17 protein-coding genes are annotated in these 17279 nt (G+C 69.7%); 11 read left to right on the forward strand and 6 right to left on the reverse strand.

Translation table 11 applies throughout. The annotated features are described in order from the left end of the window. Positions 1-20: 20 nt before the first annotated feature. Positions 21-383: a PilZ domain-containing protein gene (locus IPL40_05115; protein ID MBK8480536.1), complete on the reverse strand. Its 363-nt coding sequence runs from the start codon at positions 381-383 to the stop codon at positions 21-23. 277 nt (positions 384-660) lie between these two features. Here IPL40_05115 and IPL40_05120 point away from each other — a divergent pair, with 277 nt between their 5' ends. The 3 genes from IPL40_05120 to IPL40_05130 all read left to right on the forward strand — a co-directional run bounded on the left by IPL40_05120 (position 661) and on the right by IPL40_05130 (position 2796). Then, entirely contained in the window at positions 661-1185 is a 525-nt protein-coding gene (locus IPL40_05120; protein ID MBK8480537.1) for a gamma carbonic anhydrase family protein, read from the forward strand. Between the two features lie 125 nt (positions 1186-1310). Continuing rightward, positions 1311-2156, forward strand: a complete 846-nt coding sequence (locus IPL40_05125) for a HEAT repeat domain-containing protein (protein MBK8480538.1) — start codon at positions 1311-1313, stop codon at positions 2154-2156. A gap of 37 nt (positions 2157-2193) precedes the next feature. Then, positions 2194-2796 carry a hypothetical protein gene (locus IPL40_05130; GenBank protein ID MBK8480539.1) on the forward strand — a complete coding sequence of 201 codons (603 nt, stop codon included), beginning with the start codon at positions 2194-2196 and terminating at the stop codon, positions 2794-2796. Between the two features lie 84 nt (positions 2797-2880). Here IPL40_05130 and der read toward each other — a convergent pair whose 3' ends face one another. The 3 genes from der to IPL40_05145 form a co-directional block, all read right to left on the reverse strand. After that, positions 2881-4245, reverse strand: coding sequence for a ribosome biogenesis GTPase Der (gene der, locus IPL40_05135; GenBank protein MBK8480540.1), 1365 nt, complete (start codon positions 4243-4245; stop codon positions 2881-2883). Between the two features lie 3 nt (positions 4246-4248). After that, complete coding sequence (era, locus tag IPL40_05140; protein MBK8480541.1) at positions 4249-5229, reverse strand: GTPase Era; 981 nt, start codon at positions 5227-5229, stop codon at positions 4249-4251. Positions 5230-5296: 67 nt separating this feature from the next. Continuing rightward, the gene (locus IPL40_05145; GenBank protein ID MBK8480542.1) at positions 5297-5782 is read right to left on the reverse strand and encodes a hypothetical protein; all 486 of its coding nucleotides are present in this window, start codon (positions 5780-5782) and stop codon (positions 5297-5299) included. A 201-nt stretch (positions 5783-5983) separates the two neighbouring features. Between IPL40_05145 and IPL40_05150 the strand changes: the two genes are divergently transcribed. Genes IPL40_05150 through IPL40_05160 form a run of 3 tightly spaced genes read left to right on the forward strand, consistent with a single transcriptional unit; the run spans position 5984 to position 8875 of the window. After that, on the forward strand, positions 5984-6529 hold the full coding sequence (locus tag IPL40_05150; GenBank protein MBK8480543.1) for a response regulator transcription factor: 546 nt from the start codon (positions 5984-5986) through the stop codon (positions 6527-6529). Next, positions 6522-8510 carry a response regulator gene (locus IPL40_05155; protein MBK8480544.1) on the forward strand — a complete coding sequence of 663 codons (1989 nt, stop codon included), beginning with the start codon at positions 6522-6524 and terminating at the stop codon, positions 8508-8510. Before IPL40_05150 ends, IPL40_05155 begins: the two co-directional genes overlap by 8 nt. Continuing rightward, entirely contained in the window at positions 8507-8875 is a 369-nt protein-coding gene (locus IPL40_05160; protein ID MBK8480545.1) for a hypothetical protein, read from the forward strand. The genes IPL40_05155 and IPL40_05160 overlap by 4 nt, the downstream gene beginning before the upstream one ends. A gap of 9 nt (positions 8876-8884) precedes the next feature. Here IPL40_05160 and IPL40_05165 read toward each other — a convergent pair whose 3' ends face one another. Continuing rightward, complete coding sequence (locus IPL40_05165) at positions 8885-9535, reverse strand: hypothetical protein (protein MBK8480546.1); 651 nt, start codon at positions 9533-9535, stop codon at positions 8885-8887. Between IPL40_05165 and IPL40_05170 the strand changes: the two genes are divergently transcribed. From IPL40_05170 to IPL40_05190, 5 genes are all read left to right on the forward strand, one after another. Further along, entirely contained in the window at positions 9519-10259 is a 741-nt protein-coding gene (locus IPL40_05170) for a tetratricopeptide repeat protein (protein ID MBK8480547.1), read from the forward strand. The two genes, IPL40_05165 and IPL40_05170, sit on opposite strands and share 17 nt — an antisense overlap. Next, entirely contained in the window at positions 10259-11440 is a 1182-nt protein-coding gene (locus tag IPL40_05175) for a PQQ-binding-like beta-propeller repeat protein (GenBank protein MBK8480548.1), read from the forward strand. Before IPL40_05170 ends, IPL40_05175 begins: the two co-directional genes overlap by 1 nt. 21 nt (positions 11441-11461) lie before the next feature. Beyond that, positions 11462-14746 carry a protein kinase gene (locus IPL40_05180; protein MBK8480549.1) on the forward strand — a complete coding sequence of 1095 codons (3285 nt, stop codon included), beginning with the start codon at positions 11462-11464 and terminating at the stop codon, positions 14744-14746. A 295-nt stretch (positions 14747-15041) separates the two neighbouring features. Beyond that, positions 15042-15248 (forward strand): hypothetical protein, encoded by a 207-nt coding sequence (locus IPL40_05185; protein MBK8480550.1) that lies wholly within the window; start codon positions 15042-15044, stop codon positions 15246-15248. Between the two features lie 10 nt (positions 15249-15258). Beyond that, positions 15259-16050 (forward strand): hypothetical protein, encoded by a 792-nt coding sequence (locus IPL40_05190; protein MBK8480551.1) that lies wholly within the window; start codon positions 15259-15261, stop codon positions 16048-16050. Positions 16051-16118: 68 nt separating this feature from the next. On the opposite strand, the gene IPL40_05195 is transcribed toward IPL40_05190, so the two are convergent. Beyond that, the coding region (locus IPL40_05195; GenBank protein MBK8480552.1) for a sigma 54-interacting transcriptional regulator at positions 16119-17279 on the reverse strand (1161 nt) is incomplete at its 5' end.

Raw genomic sequence — 17279 nt, forward strand, 5'->3', positions numbered from 1 at the left:
CACCCCGAATCAGCGATGAGTCAGTGTCCTAGCGCATCACGGCGGCGCGGGACAAGCGCGCCGATCGAGGCCAGCGGATCCTCGAAGCCGGTGAAGCGCACCCCCATCCCCGTCAGCGAGCGTGGCTGCCGTTGCTGCGCGAAATGCAGGTGGTAGTGGTTCTTGACCTCGCCGCGGGCGCAGACCCGCGTGCGGCTGTCCGGGCTGGTGAACCAAATGCGTAGCGCGCTGCCCAGGGGCAGCGGATCACGCGTTTCGAGGAAGATGCCGCCCTCGGAGACGTTGCGCGCGACGAAGTGGCAATCCCCGTGCTCCTCGGTCTCGACTCGCACGAGCGAGAACGCGTCCAGGCGCAGAGAGTGGCGCCGATCGGTGTGGGGCATGGGGTGCGTCTCCTCGATGGTGTCGTGACGAAGTGTTGGCCAATGGTCGCTCAGTAGGATAATGGGGGCAAATAAACTACAAAGTGCGAGGTTATCCTACCTCGTCGCGGACAGCCCTCTCGACATCCCCGAGCGCTAAGGGCAGGCGCCTCTGGGTTCGGCTTGACGCCCGGCCAAGAATCAGTTCTAGGATGCGCCGAGAGACCGCCGTGCCAGCGCGGTTGCGATCGCAATTGCCATCGCAATTTCACGACGACGGCGCTCGCATGGGACTGTGATGATAAGGGAATTTTCCGGGAAGGCACCGTCGCTCGGCACCGAGGTCTTCGTCGCCGAGAGCGCGCTGGTGCTCGGCGACGTTACGCTCGGCCCGCAAAGCAATATCTGGTACGGAACCGTCTTGCGCGGCGACGTGCACTCCATTCACGTCGGGCGCGGTACGAATATCCAAGACAACTGCGTCGTCCACGTCACACGCGACGTCGCGCCGACCATGATCGGCGATTGGGTGACTGTGGGACACGGGGCGATCCTCCACGGCTGCCGGATCGCCGACCGCGTCCTGATCGGGATGGGCGCCGTGGTGCTCGACGGCGTCGAGGTCGGCGCTGATAGCTTGGTCGGCGCCGGATCGCTCTTGCCTCCGGGTAAGTCGTATCCGCCTGGTTCGCTGCTCTTGGGCAATCCCGCCCGCGTCGTACGTCCGCTCCGGCCGGACGAGGTCAGCGGGTTGCGGCAGTCCGCGGCGGACTACATCGACCTTGCGCGGCAGCATCGCCACGCGCTCCGGCCGCCGACTTAAGGGCAGGGCCCTTTCGACGATATACGGACGGACGATATACCGACGGATGACATACGGACGATAGGCTGACCTGCGGGGCTCCTGCGCAACGAGCGCTCTGCCGCTGGTGATGGCGTGACTAGATCGTGACCTCTGCTGTGCCCAATCGAGAGCTGAAGAGGCATGCGCCCGTCGCGGCGCTCATCGCGCTGCTGCTGCTCTCGGCGGCCGGCGTCGCCCGAGCCGACCGTATCGACGCGCTCGCGCACCTGCTCACCACGGCGGCCAGCTACAAGGTGCGCCTGCAGGTCGCCGTCACGCTCGGGACGCTCGGCGGCAGCCGCGCGGTACCGGCGCTCAGTGCGGCGCTGCGCGACGCCGATCAGAACGTCCAGGGCGCCGCGGCGGCGGCGCTCGGCCAAATCGGCGACCGCAGGGCGGACGCGCCGCTGCGCGCGCTGCGCGAGCGAACACGCAGTCCCTTCGTGCGGAAGCAGGTGAGCCAGGCGCTCGCGCTGCTCGAGGACGGCCCCGCCTTGCCGGCCGACGCGCGGATCTTCATCGCCGTCGGCACGGTCGCCAAGCGTCCCGCAGCCGGCGGGGCGCAGCTCTCGGAGCGGCTGGCCGAGGCGTTGCTGCGACGCTTCGCCCAAGCACCGGGCGTCGCGGCCGGCCAGCGCGACCGGCTGCCGTCGGCACGACGCCTGAAACAACACGGCGCCGTCAGCTACGTGATCGACGGTTCGATCGAGTCCCTCTCGCAGCGCGCGTCGGGGAGCGAGATTCTGCTTTCCTGTGAGATTCGGGTATCGTTGACCACATATCCCGGAAATAGCATGAAGGCCTCCTACAGCGGGGGCGCCACGATGTCGGTTCCGGCGCGCGGCTTCGATCGAGCGCACGCCGATGAGCTCTTTGCCGAGCTGCTCGATGGCGCCGCCGAGGGGGCGCGCGATCACCTCGTCCAAGCCTACCTGCGGGCGCCACGCTGACGCGGGGACGACGCTGCGGAGCGTGGGAGGAAGATCTATGGCCACGACACGGCATCGCCGACTGATCCGGAATTACCTGCTCGATCGTCGCTTGCAGCTCGGCTACTCGCTGATCGTCGTGCTGGTCAGCGGCGCGTTGAGCGCCGGGCTGGGCTACTTCTGGTACGGCGAGATGCGCCAGGCGTCGCAGATCGTGGAGGTCCAGGTGCTGAGCAGCCTCGACGAGCAGGGCGCGCGCCAGATCCATCAGGATCTCGCCCGACAGGATCGGCGGCGGCTGATCGCGCTGGTCGGCTTCAGCGTGGTGCTGGCGGTCGCGCTCGCCGGCTATGGGATCGTCTTCACGCATAAGGTGGCCGGCCCGCTGCACAAGATGAAGCTGGCCTTCGGCGCGGTGCGCGATGGCCAGCTCCCCGCCGTGCATGATCTGCGGCGACGCGACCAGCTACGCGGTTTCTGGGCCGCCTTCAAGGAGATGTACGTGGCGCTGCGCGAGCAGACCCAGCAGGAGCTGGACGAGCTCGATCAGATAGCCGCGGGGATCGGTCCCGACGCCACCCCGGAGCAGCAACAAGACGCGCTCGAGCGACTGACCGCCTTGCGCGCCCGCAAGCGCGCGGCCCTCACGCCCGAGGTCTGAGCAGCGGCCGCTGAGCTTCCAGCGACTGAGCTGCGCGCTGGAGGGCGCTCGAGCCCTCGCACGCCGGCGCCCGGCGGGGATCGCTCAGGCGCCGCTATCCCGCCGCCGACCGCGCACGAAGATCCGCAGCGGGGCCCCGGCGAAGCCGTAGCGCTCGCGCAGGCGGTTGACCAGATAGCGGCGGTAGCTCTCCGGAACCGCCTGAGGGAGGCTAGCGGTAACGATGAAGGTCGGCGGACGCACGGTCGCTTGCGTGGCGTAGAAGAGCTTGATTGGCCGGCCCTGGTGCGCCGGCGGATGATGCTGTTCCACCAGCTCGGCCAAGAGGCGATTCAGCTCCCCAGTGCCGACACGCTGGGCGCAAGCGGCGTCGACGGCCCTGACGGCCGGCAGCAAGCGCGCGACGCCGGCACCCGTTTGGGCGGAGAGCAGGAGCTGCGGCGCGCTCTCGGCGAAGCGCAGCTGGTCGCTGACGAGGCGCGCCAGTCGGCGCCGCTCCTGCTGCGGATTGCCGACCAGGTCGCTCTTCGAGAAGACCAGGACCAGGCCGCGGCCAGCCTCCAGCACGAGGTTCGCAATCTTGACGTCCTGGGCCGAAAGCTCCTCACTCGCGTCGATGAGGAGGCAAGCGACGTCGGCCTCGTGAATGCACCGCTGAGCCCGCAGAACCGCGATCTGCTCCATCGCCGGTGCAACGCGACGCTTGCGGCGAATGCCGGCGGTGTCGACCACGACGAAGCGCCCCGCGCTCGTCTCCAGCTCAACATCGACCGGGTCCCGGGTCGTGCCGGGCTCATCGCAGACAATCGCGCGCTCGCTCCCCGCCAGGCGGTTGAGCAGCGCCGACTTGCCTGCATTGGGGCGACCGACGAGCGCCAGACGAATGACACGCTGGGCGCCCGCTTCACCCGCTTCACCCGCGTCCACCGCCTCACCGACCGGGCGAGCGGGCGGCGGGGGCAGCCGCGCCACGATCGCGGTCACCAGCTCGTCGAGGCCACGGCCATGTTCCGCCGAGACCGCATGCACGTCGGTGACACCGAAGCGATAAAGCTCGGCGGCCGCGGCCTCGAGCTGCGGTCCATCGACCTTGTTGGCGACGTGGAGCGTGGGCTTCGCCGCGCGGCGCAGGCGCGCGATCAGCTCCTGGTCGGTGCTCGTCAGCCCCGCGCGCGCGTCGGTCACGAGCAGCACCAAGTCGGCCTCATCGATCGCGATCTGGGTCTGCAACCGCACCGCGGACTCGATGCCCGAGGTGCCCTGGTCCTCGAAGCCCCCCGTGTCGACGAGCAGCAGCTCGCGGTCGTCGAAGGAAGCCGTCGCGTAGTGGCGATCGCGGGTCAGACCCGGCTCATCGGCCACCAGCGCCCGTCGCCGACCGATCAACCGATTGAAGAGCGTCGACTTGCCAACGTTGGGGCGGCCGATAATCGCGAGGGTGGGCAGCATCGATCACTCGTAGCCGAAGCGCTGGCGCCCACTGGCGCTATGGGTCCAATCATCAGCGACCGCCACCTCGAGCTTGAGGTGCACGGGGCAACCGAGCAGATTGGCGATCTCCTGCCGCGCCTCGCTGCCGATCCGCTTGATCTGCTGCCCGCCGGCGCCGATCAAGATCGCTCGTTGCCCGACGCGCTCGACATAGATTCGCGCCGCGATCACGACATCGCCGCGATCGCGGCGCTCGTCGAAGCGCTCAATCTCTACCGCCGTCGCGTGAGGGACCTCCTGGCGCGTATGGCGCAGCACCCGCTCGCGAATGAACTCGGCGGCGAGAAAGCGCTCGGCGCGATCCGTCAGCATATCCTCGGGGTAGAGGTGCGGCCCCTCAGGGAGCGCCGCCGCCAGCTCGGCGACGAGCCCATCGACACCGTCCTGCTGCAGCGCAGAGATCGGCACGATCGCGTGGATGCCGAGTTGCCGCCAGCCCTCGATCATGGGCAGCAGCGCGCGCCGATCGGCGAGCTGATCGATCTTGTTGATAGCGAGCACCAGCGGGGCGCGCTGGACATGCGCGCGAATCGTCGCCAGGACGTAGCGATCCTCCGGATGCAACAGGGCCTCGGCAGCCGCGGTGGGCTCAGGCACGCGTCGCTCGGGCTCGCGAGCGCCATCCTTGCCCAGGCGAGGGTCGATCTCGGTCACCAGCAGCACGCAGTCGACGCCGTCTAGACTGGCCAGCGCCTCACGCACCATGAAGCGGTTGAGCCCGGCGCGCCGCCGGTGGATGCCGGGGGTGTCGACGAGGACGAGCTGGGCGTCCCCGCTCGTCTTCACCGCGAGAATGCGATTGCGTGTCGTCTGCGGCTGCGGACTGACGATGGCCAGCTTTACACCGACGACGGCGTTGAGCAGCGTCGACTTGCCGACGTTGGGTCGACCGCAAATCGCGACGGTACCGGCGCGGGTGGGTGGGGCAGGGGAGGCGCTCATCGGCGCTGGCCTTAGCACGAAGCCTTTCGCCCCAGCAATGGGTCGACGCGTGGCGCTCCCGCTGCGCTCAGCGAGAGGAGCGCGCGAGGCCTGCGGCCCGCCGCCAGATTTCTCTTCCGACCCACATGTCCTTGGCGGTGATCCTCAGCACGAGGGTGCTACCCGCACGGAACACGCGCGCCTCGGCGCCCGCTACCGCAAGCGGGCTATTGGCGTCGCTGAGGTACTCCGGCGCGCTCAGCTGACAGCGCGCCAGGCGTTCGATCCAGGCCGCCGTGTCGCCGCGACCCGCTCGCAAGGAGAGCTCGGCGCCGTCGGTTTGCCAGAGCATCTGCTTCCCTCGACGCATCGTGACCTGGTCCGCCTGGACGACCGCACTCGAGTCCAGCAGCGGTGTGCGACGCTCCTGCTCCGAAAGCCCGGCACACGCCCCGACGTCGGCGTTGGGCTCGTCCCGCAGCCCAGCGCCTTGCGCCCTGGTCGTGCCAGCGCAGGCGAGCAAGACGGCAGCGCCGACGAGTGTCACAGCCCATGAGGACGAACGTGCTTGCATCGGGGGACCTCCTGTCGATGTGATATCTTTCCGCCCTGAACATGGATCGCCGGCCGACGCGAGAGAAGGGGTACAAGTACCCATCAAGCCCGATGAGATGACCCAAGTCGCGAACCCCACCGCCAAGGTCGTGATCGTGGAAGACCAGACCGTCTTCCGCGAGATGCTGGCCGAGCTGCTGCGCCTCGAGCCGGCTTCGAGGTGGTTGGCACCTGCGGCACGGGCCGCGAGGCGCTGGCCGCGCTCGCCCCCGGTCGCGCCACCTTGGCGATCGTCGACCTCGTGCTCCCGGATGTGAGCGGGCTCGAGCTGGTACGCCGGCTGCTGAGCACCCTTCCCGCGCTGCGCATTCTGGTCGTGACGGCGCAGGAGAGACCCGCGGTCGTGTTGGAGGTCTTTCACGCCGGCGTCCACGGCATCGTCACCAAGTCCACGCCGCTCAGTGAGCTCAAGGAGGCGGCCCGGCGCGTCGTCGCCGGCAGGGTCTACTACTGTGCGACGACCAGCTCGATGCTGCGCATGCACTCGCGAAAGCCCCCGCCCGAACCGCTCAGCCCGCGGGAGCAACAGATCGTGCGCCTCGTGGCCCTCGGGCGCAGCAGCAAGGAGATCGCCGCCGCGCTCAGCATCTCGCCCAAGACGGTTGCCAACCACCGCCTGCGCATTGGCCGCAAGCTGCAGCTCGGCGACATCGCCGGCCTGACCCGCTACGCGATGGGCCGTGGATGGATCGGCGACAATGCCTGAGCTCGCGCGCGAGGCCTTTCGCGCGATCGCCGAGTACACCTACGACTGGGAGAGCTGGATCGGTCCGCTCGGCGAGACGCGGTGGATCAACGCCGCCGTCGAGCGCATGACCGGCTACAGCGTCGCCGCTTGCCTGGAGCTGCCGAGCTACCCGCTGCCGCTCGTGCACGAGGAGGATCGAGACACCGTGCGCGAGGTCCTGGCCGGTGCGGCGCAGGGGACCAGCGGCAACGACTTGGAGTTCCGCATCAGCCGGCGCGACGGGGCCCCCTGCTGGGGCGCGATGAGTTGGCAGCCACTGACCGGCAGCGAGGGACGCCGCCTGGGCTACCGCACGAGCGTGCGCAACATCACCGAGCGCAAGCGTACCGAGGCGCGCTTGTGCGTGGCGCTGGCGCGTGCCGAACGGGCCGATCGGGCGCGCGCGGCCTTCCTGGCCAGCGTCAGCCACGAGTTGCGCACGCCGCTGCATGGAATCCTGGGCTTCGCCGAGCTGCTCACGCGCAGCACGCTGGCTCCGCAGCAGGCGCACTGGCTCGGGCTCCTGCGCGAACAGGGGCAGCTGCTGCTGCATCTGGTCGACCATCTCCTCGACGTCGCTGCGCGGGATGCCGTGCGCCCGCCCCAGCCCTGGGAGCGCTTCGACGTGGCGGCGCTCGTCCGGCGCGTCGTCGAGGCGCAGCGGTCGCGCGTCGTGGCCAAGGGCCTGGTGCTGGAGCTGCAGCTCGCCGACGACCTGCCACCCCTGATCAGCGATCGCCATGCCGTCGAGCAGATCCTGGGGAACCTGCTCGACAACGCGCTGAAGTTCACGCCCCAGGGGTCAATCACCATCGTTGCCTCGCGCGCTGAGGACCAGCCGGACGAGCTGACGCTGAGCGTGCACGACACGGGCATCGGCATGCCTGCTGACCGCGTTGCCGACCTGCGGAGGCCCTTCTCGCGCGGCGACGACGCCGCCGCCCAGCCCCAGGCAGGCGTGGGCCTCGGTCTGGCGATTGTCGACCACCTGCTGGCTCAGCTCGCTGGACGGCTGGCGATCGAGACCCAGCCTGGCCGTGGCTCGCGCTTCACCGTGACCCTGCCAACGACCGGGGCGTGCGCCCCGCCGCCGACGCCGCGAGCGCCGACCGAGCAGACGCCATCTTGGTCGCCACGGGTGCTCGTGGTGGACGACAGCGCCGTCAGTCGCGAGCTGGCCGAGGCCTTCCTGGAGCGGCTCGGCTGCAGCACGGAGACGGTGGGCAGCGCGCGCGCGGCGATCGCGCGCTGCCGGGAGACCGCCTACGACTTGGTGCTCTTGGACCGCCAGCTCCCCGATCTCGACGGCGCCAGCGCCGCGCAGTTGATTCGGGCTCAGGCCTCGGCGGGCCAGCATCCCCCACGCATCGTCGCCATGACCGCCGCAGTCTTTCTGACCCACGAGCAGGACGCGACCGCCTTCGACGACGTGCTCACCAAGCCCGTGTCCTTCGAGACGCTCGCTCGCTGCCTGAGACGGCATGGGCAGGGCGAGGCACCACCCGCCGACGATCTCGTCGCGCTGGATGAGTCGCGCCTCAACGAGCTCGATCAGCTGCGCACAGCAGGTGGCCAGAGCTTCTGGCAGCGCTTCGGGCGCCAGGCGCTGGAGGAGCTGCAGGCGCTGGCGGCGGAGATCGACCTCATGCCGCCTGACGGTGATGCGACGCGGCTGGCGCGGCTGGCCCACCGGGCCAAGGGTGCGGCCGAGATCGTCGGTGGGGTGCGCCTGGCCGCCCGCGCGGCTCATGCTCAGGCGCTGCTCGAAGCGCCCCGGGCTACTGACGCCAAGCCCCTCGCGGTCGAGCTCGCGCGCGAAGTCCGCTCGCTGCTCAACGAGCTCGTCAGTCGAGGATGGGATGGGGGACCCCCGGCGCCAGGACCCGGCGTCAGGACCTTGACAGGCCACTGCGCCGCCGCTGAACATGCCCTCCGGCCCGCGCGGAAGGAGAGCCCGTGATCGATGTGCTGCTGGCGCTGCTGGCGCTCCTGGCGCTCGGCGCAGCCTTGATCCCGTCCTTCGGCGTCGCTCAGCTCGTCGGCCTGCTGCTGGCGGGCGCAAGCCTGGTCGCGGCGCTTGGACGCCGTCGCCAGCAGCGCGCGCGCAGCCAGCCGCGTCGCCTGACGGCGGGGGCCGCGGCGCTCGCGGCCGGCGCCTTGCTGCTCAATCTTGCAGTGCTGCTGAGCTGTCAGCTGCGGAGCTGGAGCGGCGACGAGCGCCTCGACGACCAGCGCGAGCGCGAGCAGCTGCACCAACGCTTTCGCCGCGCCATGGGTACGACGCTGCGCGACCTGCCGGCGCCGCGCGCCAGGTCCCCTCGCTGATCGTCGCCTTCACCAGCGCAGGGCGAGCCTCGGGCCGATCTGAAGGTAGGTCGGTAGCTCGAGCGGCTGCTCCAGCGGAGCGTAGTAGTGCAGGGCCAGACCGACGGCGAGCCACGTGCGCGGGGCGTGGTCCAGTCCGAGGCCGAGGTGGAGCAGGGGAGTGAGCAAGGGCTCGCCCATCCCGGCGCCGCGCCAGAGCAGCCCGAGACCGGCCTCCACGCGCGGCACCCAGCGGGCCAGGTCGACCAGATAGACCGCATCGAGGCCGACGCCCCAGAGTTCGCCCCACCGTCGGCCGCTCGCCGGGTCGGTGCCGACCCGCCGCTGGACGCTGAGAAAGCCACCGAGCTGCGCGCCGAGCTCGGCAGTGATTGCGCGGCGTACTTCGACCCGCGCACCGCCACCGGGCGCCTCCACGGCGCCCGCGGACGCCAGGTGCGCGTAGACCGGCGCGACCGTCAGCTGCCAGGGCGGGAAGGCGGCGCGCGCCGCCCGGGCCTCGCCCCAGGCCCGCGACGAGCCGACGCCGCGCGCCCCGTCGCCGCTGCCGATCGCGAGCGCGGCGGCGCAGAGGAGGCCGGCCGCGCCGCGTTGACACCTGAGGACCGTGCTGATTAAGTAACGCCTCCCAACGAGGTGAATGGTGGCCCGAAAGTACACGCGCAAACAACTCAACCAGCCCGATGAGTTCATCACCATGACCCAGCGCGCCTGGGGCTGGGTGACGGACCATACCACTCGCGTGCTGGCGATGATCGGCGTCACGACCGTGATCGTCGCCGCGGCCTGGACCTGGGAGCACCTCTCCCTGCGGCGCGCCGAGGGCAGCACCAGCGTGCTTTCCAAGGCGCTGGCGGTCAACGAGGCTGCCGTCATGCCGACCGCGAGCGCGCAAGCCGCGGAGGCGGGGACGGCGCCGCGCTTCACAACCGAGAGCGCGCGCCTGAGCGCCGCAGACCAGGCGTTTGACCGGGCCATCGCGGAGGGCCGCGGCCGCCAGCTCCGCGCGCTGGCAGTGCTGATGCGAGCCGGGGTGCGTTACCAGCGCGGGCGCTATCAAGAGGCGCAAGCTGACTATCAGGCCTTCCTGCGCGATGCGGACGAAGACACGACGCGCCTCTTCGGCGCCGCGGCGACCGAGGGGCTGATGTACGCCTTCGAGGCGCGCCAGCGATGGTCGGAGGCCCTGGCCGCCGCGCGGCGGCTGCCCCACGAGGGCGACGCACGCTTCGATGCCCTCTATCACGAGGGTCGGCTGCTGCTCGGCAAGGGCGATCGCAAGGGCGGCCGCGAACGGCTGCAGCAGGTCGTGGCCGGGGCGAAGTCACGCACGCTGATCGAACGCGCGTCGCAGGCCCTCACGGCCCTGCGCGACGCGCCCTAATGGCCAGAGAGGCGATGGCCGGGCAGGCGCTGGCCGGGCAGGCGGCGCGGTCGCTGCCGGCGGCGCTGCTGAGCAGCTTGCTCTTGGTTGGCGGCTGCGCCAGCCTCGCTCGACTCGACCTCCACGGCCCGCCGCGCCAACCCGGCCGCGGCGAGCTGCCTGCCCTGCATGTCGTCTGGGGCAAACAGCTCGTCCAGCATGAGTTGCTAAGCTATCGACCCCAGGAGTGGGCCTCCGCCGCCATCGACGAGCACGGAACGATCTACGTCGGCTCGAGCGCCAAACGCTTCATGGCGCTGGCAGCCGATGGCCAGGAACTCTGGCAGCTGGCGACGCGCGGCGGCGTCGCCTCGCGCCCGCTCTACCACGCCGAGACGCGCACCGTTTATTTCGGCGCCGACGATGGGCGCTTGTACGCCGTGGATGCGCGCGATGGGCGCCTGCGCTGGACCTTCTCGACCGAGGGCACGGTCGCCCAAGCCCCCGTCTACCACGATGGGGTGCTGCTCTTCACGACGAGCGAGAACCGCATCTACGGCGTCGACGCGCGCACTGGGCGCTGGCGCTGGCAGTACGATCGGGAGCCGGGCGAGGGCTTCGGCATGCAGGGCTTCGCGGGCGTGCTGGTGCATCAGAACGTGGCCTACACCGGGTTCTCCGACGGGATGCTCGTCGCGCTGCGGCCGGGATCGGGTGCGCTGGTGTGGACGCGCGCGCTCGCGGCCGGCGCGGAGCGCTTCGGCGATGTGGACGCCACGCCCGTCGTGCTCGGCCGCGCGATCGTCGCGGCCAGTCATAGCGGCGGTGTCTATGCCCTGGCACCCGAGACCGGCGCCGTGCAATGGCACGCACCCCTCGAAGGTACCGTCGCCCTGACGGCAAGTGGACGCCGCCTCTTTGTGTCGTCCGTGACGGCCGGCGTGGTGGCGCTCGACGAACGCGGCGGCGAGCTCTGGCGCCAGGGCCTGCCCTCCGGAGTGCCCGCCCTGACGCTGGCCTTGGGCCCCTACCTGCTGGTCTCCGGAACGGAGACGGGGCTCTTCGTCGTCGCCAGCGCGAGCGGCGAGCTGCTGCAGTACTTCGACCCGGGCCATGGCTTCAGCGCCCCGCCAGCGGCGGGGTCGGGGTTGGTGCTGCTGCTGAGCAACCTCGGCCGGCTCTACGCGCTGGCTTTCAGCTGAGCGGGCAGGCATGATCTAGCGATGCGCGCGTGCCCCAAATGCGCGACGCCCTGCCTCCAGGCGCACCGTTTCTGCCCAGGGTGCGGCGTCGATCTGAGCGCATACCAGAACGATGGACCGACCGATCCGTTGATCAACGCGACGGTGGGCGGGCAGTTCGTGCTGCGGGAGCTGATCGGCACCGGCGGCATGGGGCAGGTCTACCGTGCCGATCACACCGGCGTCGGGCGCAGCGTGGCGGTCAAGATGATGCACCGCCATTTGCTCGGCGATGCGACCGCGGCCGCACGCTTCATCAATGAAGCACGCGCCGCCAGCGCGCTCAACCATCAGCACAGCATCGCGATCCTCGACTTCGGCCAGACCGAGGCGGGGATGCTCTACATCGTGATGGAGCACCTGGTTGGCCGTTCGCTCGACATCCTGCTGCGCGACGCCTTCCCGCTGCCGCTGGGGCGCACGGCACACATCATGTGCCAGACGGCAGAGGCTGTGCATGCCGCGCACCAGCAGAGCATCATCCATCGCGATATCAAGCCCGAGAACATCTTCCTGCTCGCACGCCACTCGCGCCGCGACTTCGTCAAGGTGCTCGACTTCGGCATCGCCAAGATCCTCGACCTCGAAGACCGCTCGGTCACGACGCCGGGGCTGGTGCCGGGCACGCCCGAGTACATGTCGCCCGAACAGGCCCGCGGCGAGAAGCTGGACGCGCGCAGCGACGTCTACGCGATGGGGGTCGTGCTCTACGAGCTGCTGACGGGCACCGTGCCCTTCAAGGGCGCGTCGGCCATCGCAACGATGATGTCGCACGTCCAGGACCCCGTCGAAGCGCCCTCACGCCGACGCCCCGACCTCGAGATTCCGGCAGCCCTGGAGGCGATCGTCACCTGGGCCTTGGCCAAATACCCCGGTGATCGCATCGCCTCCGCCGCGCAGCTCCGTGACGTCCTCGAGGCGTGGGCGCAGACCGCGGGGCTCTGGCCGCTACAAGGCGATGCGCGGGCGACGGCGCCGGAGATCCTGCTCGACTTCTTCACCCAGGACCAGCTCGAGCAGATGCCGGCGCCGCTCGACGCCGCGCGGCGCGAGCAAGCTGCAGCTGCACCGCCGAAGAGCGGGGCTGCGTCCTCCGAGCCGGCCTTCGTGCTGGCCGCCGCCGACGGGCTCTTCGGACGCGATCACCAGCTTCAGCAGCTCGAGGCCTTTCTGCGGCAATCCGGGCCGCGCGCGCTCCGCATCGAGGCGCCCGACGGCATGGGGAAGTCGGCGCTGGTGCGCGAGCTCGTCCGCCAAGGGCGGGCGCAGCAAATCGCCGTCGCGGTCTGTCCACCCACTGAGGGCTGGGCCACGCTGCCGATCTCGTCGGCCCGCTCGGCGATCGAGGAGGCTCTCACTTCGCTCGGAGTGGGCCAGGGCACGGGTAATGGCGGCGGCGCGGCGCTCCTTGGCGCCGCCAAAGCGCTCGAGCTCGCGGCCGCGGACCTCGCCGGTCTGCGCGATCTCTTCGACGCCTCGGCGGCCGCACCGCTGGCCACGCTCAACCCGGCGGCCCGCCGCCGCGAGCGCCTGGCAGCCTTTCGCACCTTCTGGGGCCAGGTTTGCACGCGGCACAAGCGACTCCTGGTGATCATCGAGGACATCGAACAACACGATGAGGTCTCGCGCGAGCTCTTCATGGCGCTGGCCAACGGCCCGGTCGGCGGTGATCTCGCGGTCGTGCTGACGCACACCCCCGACCGCAGCCAGCTTTGGCCCGCCGACGTCACGGCTTTGCCTCTGCCGCCCCTCGCGGAGGAAGAGGTCGCGTCCTTGCTCGCGTCGCTGCTCGGGGGATCCAGTCGGCTGGTCAGCGTGGCGCGCAGCATCACCGCCGGCGGCGCCAGCCCGCTCTACATCGAGCAAGCCGCTCGGGCGATGGTCCACGAGGCGCTTCAGGATCCGCCCGAACGCCTGGGGGAGCTCTTCATTGGGCGCCTCGAGCACCTTCGTCAGCCCGATCGCTTGCTCTTGCAGTGGATGGCCGTGCTCCGCGAACCTGCCGACGCCGATGCGCTGCTGCGCTTGACCGGCCGGCCCGCGGAGGAGCGGGCGGCGCTGGTGGACCGGCTCGACCTGCTCGTCCAGCAGGGCTACTTGCGACGCGACGACGCGACCTTCAGCTTTCCGCATCGGTCACTCGCCGTGCTGGTCTATTCCGGGGTGCCGGCCGAGGTCCGGCGCGAAATGCACCAGACGATCGCCCGCGAGCTACGCGAGCAGCGCGGCGCCTGCATCACCGCGATCGCCTACCACGCCCACCGCGCCGACGACGGCCTCCCGGCCATCGCCGAGCTCGAACGGGCCGGCATGCTCTGCCAGCAGAGCCTCGCCGTCAGTGAGGCCACGACCCATTACACCGACGCCCTCGAGCTGGTGCGGCGCGAATGGGGTCGCGGGGGCGTGGCCACGCCCGAGCTCGACGAGGCCGCCGTCGGGCTGACCCTGCGCCTGGCGGAGGTCCTGCGGCAGCGCGGCGACACGCTGACGGCCGCCGGTGTGCTGGGCGAGATCCTCTCCGTGGCCGCGGTCGACAGCGCCGCACGAGCACGTCTGCACCTCGAGCTCGGCCGCCTCGATCTCGACCGCGCCCAGCCACAGCGCGCGCTGCGGCACCTCCAGTTGGCGCGCGCCGACGCCGACACGCTGACGGGGCAACCGCTGCTGCTGGGCGAGATCGTGCGCGAGCTGGCCCTGGCCAGCGGTCTGGGCGGCGACCGTGGGCTCGCCGGACGGCTGATCGTCGAGGCCCTCGAGTTGGGGCGGCGGGGCGACAGCACGGCCACGAGTCCTGAAGCGGCCCGCGCGGAATGGGTGACCTTGCTCGCCGCCGCGCGCACCTGCGGCCAGATCGGCTTCTCCGAGCGCGCCCAGAGCTACCTGACGCGGGCGCTCGACGATGCCCTCGAGCAAGCAGCCTCCGGCGGCGCGCTGGAGATCGCCGCCGAGCTCTTGCGACTGCATCAAAGCACCGGCCGATGGGACGAGGCCGAGCGCTGCGCGCGTCAGGCGCTCGAGCTCGCGCGCCATGGCGCGGATCGCACGCGGCTCGCGGAGCTTCACATCACGCTCGGACGCCTGCGCCGGATCGCGGGGGACTCGGCTGACAGCCGCCAGCACCTCGATCAGGCACAGACCCTCTGCCAGACGATCGGCTGGTGGGAGGGCGTTCAGCGCATCGAGCAAGAGATCGAAATGCTACGCCTCACCGGCAGCGGCGACGCGCCAGCGCCCCCGGCGGCCGCCGCACGGGCCGCGCCGCCCTGATAGCTCGGCAAGGGCCGCGCCGTCGACCGGGGCATCGTCGTGCGCCCTAGGCGGAACTTTGCAGAACGAGGAGTATGCGGAGCAGATGATTAGGCGGATCCGAGACCGTATCGCCGGGTCCGCTCGCGCAGTTGAGGGCAGTCGCGCGGCTGAGGGGAGGGCCGTCGCGCGGCTGAAGCACTCCGCATAATCGCGGGAGGTCGCGTGCTTCACTAGCCACGTCCGGCCGAGCCCGAGGTCAGGCCGCCGCCAACGCGCTCCGACTGCTCCTCCGCTTCCTGGTCGCAGAGGGGCGGTGCCCGGCAATCCGATGAGCTGGGTGATCGGCGTGCTGCTGGTTGCCGACCTCGCGGCTGTGCAGAAGGGCGACCCAGCCGCGAGGGCGGAGCGCACTGGGACCCAGCTGAAGATCAAATCGGAGAATGCAAGCGCTGACGTCGAAATCAGCGTCTACGAAGACCGGACGACCGTCAGCGCTCAGGTCATGTATGGAGGGTGGTAATCCCGCAACGATGTCGGACTACGAAGCAAGGCGTTTGAAGCTTGAAGAGGCGCGACAGGCCACCCTGCGAAAGCTTGGTAGGCTCAGTGACCAGGTCCTCTCTCGGACCGTACCGATGCGGCTGACAGATGCAGGGCCCGAGCTCTTCTTCTGGCCCGGTCAGGCTATCGGGAAATTTCGGATCATCCACCGAGAGCATAGCGTTCTGCTCGTCACCGATGGCATCTCGGATCCGTGGAGCCCCGAGCTCCACCCGAACCCTCCAGAATTCACGTTCGATTATGAGGTGGCACTCGAGGTGCCGACGAAGGGGCTCGAATCCTCGACGGATGAAGCTATCGCCGATAGCTGGATGCCGACGTTCCTTTGGGCACTCACGGATTGGGCGATCGCTGAGCGCCATGATCTCAAGGGCCGCCTCATTCATTTCACCTGCGTGACGCTCGCTGTGCCTCGCGTTGGTGGGTTGGAGCATCTCACGGGTGCGAATGGATTCCACGGCGTCTTGCTTGGCATCCCGTACAGGGGCGCCCAGCTGGGTGGTCAGGCTGTTCTTGCACCGCTGGGTGGTGACGACGCGGTATGGCTTCTTCCTGCAAAGTTGCTCACGCCGGACGAGTACGACTGGGCGGTGGGGGTTCAAGACAGCTCGCGTGTCGTCAGCCTCGCGCAGGCATTTCTTCGACGTGGTGATCGCCACCTCAGCTGGCCATCTCGTCCCTCCATCCTGCCGGAAGTCGATCCAAACGCCCCGAGAGCAGAAGCGCGTCCAGCCAAGCGTCGTTGGTGGCCGTTCTCGTAAGCGCGACCAGCGCCGACTCACCGATCGCGCCCGTTGCGGCGCAGGCGATCGGCCCACGCTGAACGAGCTCAGGCGATGTTGTATTTCTTCAGCTTCAAGTAGAGCGTCGAGGGCGCGATGCCGAGGGCTCGTGCGGCCGCGCTGCGGTTGCCCGTGCAGTGCTCGAGCGTTTGCACGATCGCGGCGTGCTCGATGCTCTCCAGGGTCTTGCCCGCCAGGGACATCTCGTCGCGGCTCGGCCCATGGTCGCTGTCATGGGCGAAGATCAGATCGCGCGCGTGCAGCACCTTGCTCTGCGACATCGCGCACGCCGTCTCGATCACGTTGCGCAGCTCGCGCACGTTGCCGGGCCAATCGTAGTTCTGCAGCACGGAAATCGTGTCCGGCGCGGCGCTGACGCCTGGCTTGACGTGGTGGAGGATGGCGTCGACCAGCAGCTCGATATCCTCCCGCCGATCGCGCAGCGGTGGCAGGGCCAGCACCACGACCGAGATGCGGAAGTAGAGGTCGTCGCGGAATCGTCCGCGCTTGACCTCGTCGAGCAGCGAGCGATTCGTCGCACAGATGACGCGAACGTCGACGGGCAGCCGGCGCGAGCCGCCGACACGTTGGATCTCGCGCTGTTCCAGCGCGCGCAGCAGCTTGGGCTGCAGCTCGGGCGCCAGCTCGCCGATCTCGTCGATGAAGAGGGTGCCGCCATCCGCCCGCTCGAAGGCCCCTTGGCGCTGCTCGGTCGCACCCGTGAAGGAACCCTTCTCGTGACCGAAGAGCTCACTCTCGATCAGGTTCGCGGCCACGGCCCCGGCGTCGAAGACGACGAAGGGGCCCTTGCGCCGGGGGCTCGCCTGGTGCAGGGCTCGCGCCACCAGGTCCTTCCCGGTGCCCGTCTCCCCCTGCACGCTGACGGTCAGATCTGTCGGCGCGATCTTCTCGAGAATGCCAAAGATCTCGCGCATCCCGCGGCTTCGCCCGGCGAGCTGCCCGAAGTGCACAGCATGCGAAGCATCGACCCGCTTTTCTTCCTTCCCCGGAATGAAGCGGATGGCGGTGCGCCCCAGTTGGATCACCACCTCGCCATGGATGACCGCCTCCCGAATCGACATCCCCGCGACCACCGTGCCGTTGGTGCTCTCGAGGTCACGGAGGGCGAAACCGCCCTCGGTATGGCGAATTTCGCAATGATGCCGAGATACTGACGGATCGGCCACGCTCAGATCGTTGCTCGGCGA

The organism is Pseudomonadota bacterium, from assembly GCA_016711215.1.
In the GTDB taxonomy this organism is placed as follows: domain Bacteria; phylum Myxococcota_A; class Polyangia.